Below are 2,097 nucleotides of genomic sequence, written 5' to 3'. Positions count from 1 at the left end.
AATCCACGCCGAGTGCCTGATCCCCCCGATCGAGAATAAGCGGGATGATCAGGTCTTCCTCGTCGGCAAGGTGCCTTGTCAGCATGGCGATCAGCCGGCTGTTTTCGTCGGCATAGGCGTCGGCGGCGAAGCGCTGTCTGTCTTCGCTCTCCTGAAGCGTCTTGATGAACGCATTGGCCGCCTCGGCATTACGCTCCAGCCCTTCATGGATGGTGTGATGGTCGGCATCGAGTATCTCGAAGCCGTGCTTCAAACGGGGCTCGGCCTTGGCGAAGACCGGAAAATATTGATAATCCTCGACGTTGTGGTGACCGTCGAGGTTGCCTAGAAAATGATTGAGGCGGGGCGCGAACCAGCGCGCGAAATCAGGCGCCGTCAGCCGTCCCTCACGGTAGTCGCCGATGCCGTTGGCCAGCATGCCGCCAAGTTCGCGGAACATGTCGTGCCGCTGCAGCCACATATTGGCGATGCCGTGGATGTTGGCATGGTCCTGCCAGTTTTCACGCGGATATTTCTCGGCCAGCCAGCGCAGATCATCCGGCAGGCCCACGCGTTCGAGAAGCAGAAAATTGGCGGCCCCGGCCATGACAGTCTCCTTTGGTGACTGGCATATAGGCATCGAAAGGCTAGATCGGTAGCCCGGTGATCCGCTCGATAATGGCAATGCCCCAGACGCCGGCGACGATGAGCACCGAAATCAGCACCGCCAGCGAACCGCAATCCTTGGCCAACTGGATATCGACATTGAACTCGCGGCTGAAAGCGTCGCATGCCGCCTCGATGCCGGTGTTAAGCACTTCGACCATGATCAAGAGCAACACGGCGCCGATCAGCAAGGCATAACCGCGCCACGAGATCGAAACGAACCAGCCGAGCGGCAAGGCAAGCGCCAGCAGCATCAGCTCCTGCTGGAAAGCCTTCTCGCTGGTGGCCAGCTTGCGAAACGCCCGCACCGAATTGAAATAAGCATCGATCAGCCGCTGCATGCCAAACCCCTTTGCGAATCACCGGCACGGGATAATGCAATGGCTGGCCAGATCAATGGAATAAGGTGACTTGTCCAAGATTCATTCAGCAACCGGTATGGACGGTGTCGACTTTTCAAACTGTGGCAGCCCGTCGTCGATCGAATAATAGTCGCCCTTGTCACCGACGAAGATATGGCATTCCCCCTCAAGACCTGTCGGCTTGTCGAACGATCCCGCCATGACCGAAACGTAGTCCTGGTCTCGCGGCTTCCAGAACAGCACCGATCCGCATGCCTTGCAGAACCCACGCCTGGCGAAGGTAGAGGCTTCGTACCAGGTGATACTTTCCGTGCCCTCGATCACGATGTCGGCGTTGGCAACATTGGTCGCGGCATAGAAATGTCCGCTCTGCTTGCGGCATTGCGAGCAATGGCAATAGACGACGCCACGCAGCGCCCCGTTCGTTCTGAAGCGGACGGCTCCGCACAGACACGATCCCTGGTGACCATCACTCACGTCGATCCTCCTTGAAGAAAAGTGCCGGGCATGGCTTAGGATTCCAGCTTTGCCGCGCAAGCACGCAAGCAAATGCGACATGTGCTGGCGTGGAGAATCCGAAATTCGGTTTCATTTTCAAGAGTGCGATGCGCGAATCGCGAATTCAAGCCGCCGCACCGGCGTTGTTTCCAACTGCTGGACGCACGGACTAAGGCTTTTACAGCCCGCAGACAGAGAAAACCCGCTGAACCTCTGCCAGTTAAGGAAACTTTAGCGACGGCGCATTTATGGTCACCTGCAAGCGAAGGCCGTGGGTGGGGACGCATCCCTTCGCAAGTTGTTCGAAGCGTCGGTCGCATTCCCCAGGGCTCGGCGACAAAGGGAAACCGCGAATTCCGCGGAGGATCCGAGGGGAAGAACCAAGATGCAGCCGGCAGCTGTCCCGACCGAACGAAGCACCGACATCGCAGCCACTGTTGTCGCGACAATGCGCCAATTGGGCGTGCTCGGCCTGCCGCGCAATTACGAGATCTTCTATGAGGCCCTGAGCGGCACCAATCGCGAACTCAGCCTGGCCGTCGTTTCGCTGGCCAGCCGGCCGACACAGGATGAACTGGACCAGATCGGGCGC

The 2,097-nt window shown here is 58.6% G+C and carries 3 protein-coding genes and 1 pseudogene; 1 reads left to right on the top strand and 3 read right to left on the bottom strand.

What is annotated here, in order from left to right:
• The 3 genes from EOC06_RS26515 to EOC06_RS26505 all read right to left on the bottom strand — a co-directional run.
• Positions 1–586: hemerythrin domain-containing protein (locus EOC06_RS26515; RefSeq protein ID WP_127268647.1), on the bottom strand; the 586-nt coding region annotated here is incomplete at its 3' end.
• A 40-nt stretch (positions 587–626) separates the two neighbouring features.
• A complete protein-coding gene (locus tag EOC06_RS26510; protein ID WP_023810560.1) occupies positions 627–986 on the bottom strand; it encodes a diacylglycerol kinase in 360 nt (119 codons plus the stop codon).
• Positions 987–1,067: 81 nt separating this feature from the next.
• Positions 1,068–1,484 (bottom strand): GFA family protein, encoded by a 417-nt coding sequence (locus EOC06_RS26505; protein WP_027036778.1) that lies wholly within the window; start codon positions 1,482–1,484, stop codon positions 1,068–1,070.
• A gap of 406 nt (positions 1,485–1,890) precedes the next feature.
• Here EOC06_RS26505 and EOC06_RS43560 point away from each other — a divergent pair.
• Positions 1,891–2,097: pseudogene (locus EOC06_RS43560) on the top strand (GGDEF domain-containing protein); the annotation flags it as partial.

The sequence above is a fragment of the Mesorhizobium sp. M7A.F.Ca.MR.362.00.0.0 genome, from assembly GCF_004023175.1.
GTDB lineage: Bacteria > Pseudomonadota > Alphaproteobacteria > Rhizobiales > Rhizobiaceae > Mesorhizobium.
The sequence above is the reverse complement of the archived record's forward strand: the minus strand, read 5'-3'. Positions and strand labels throughout refer to the sequence as shown.

What these genes read in the sequence shown, in the direction of transcription:
- EOC06_RS26510 (WP_023810560.1), bottom strand. Translation starts at nt 986, where the DNA reads ATGCAGCGGCTGATCGATGCTTATTTCAATTCGGTGCGGGCGTTTCGC.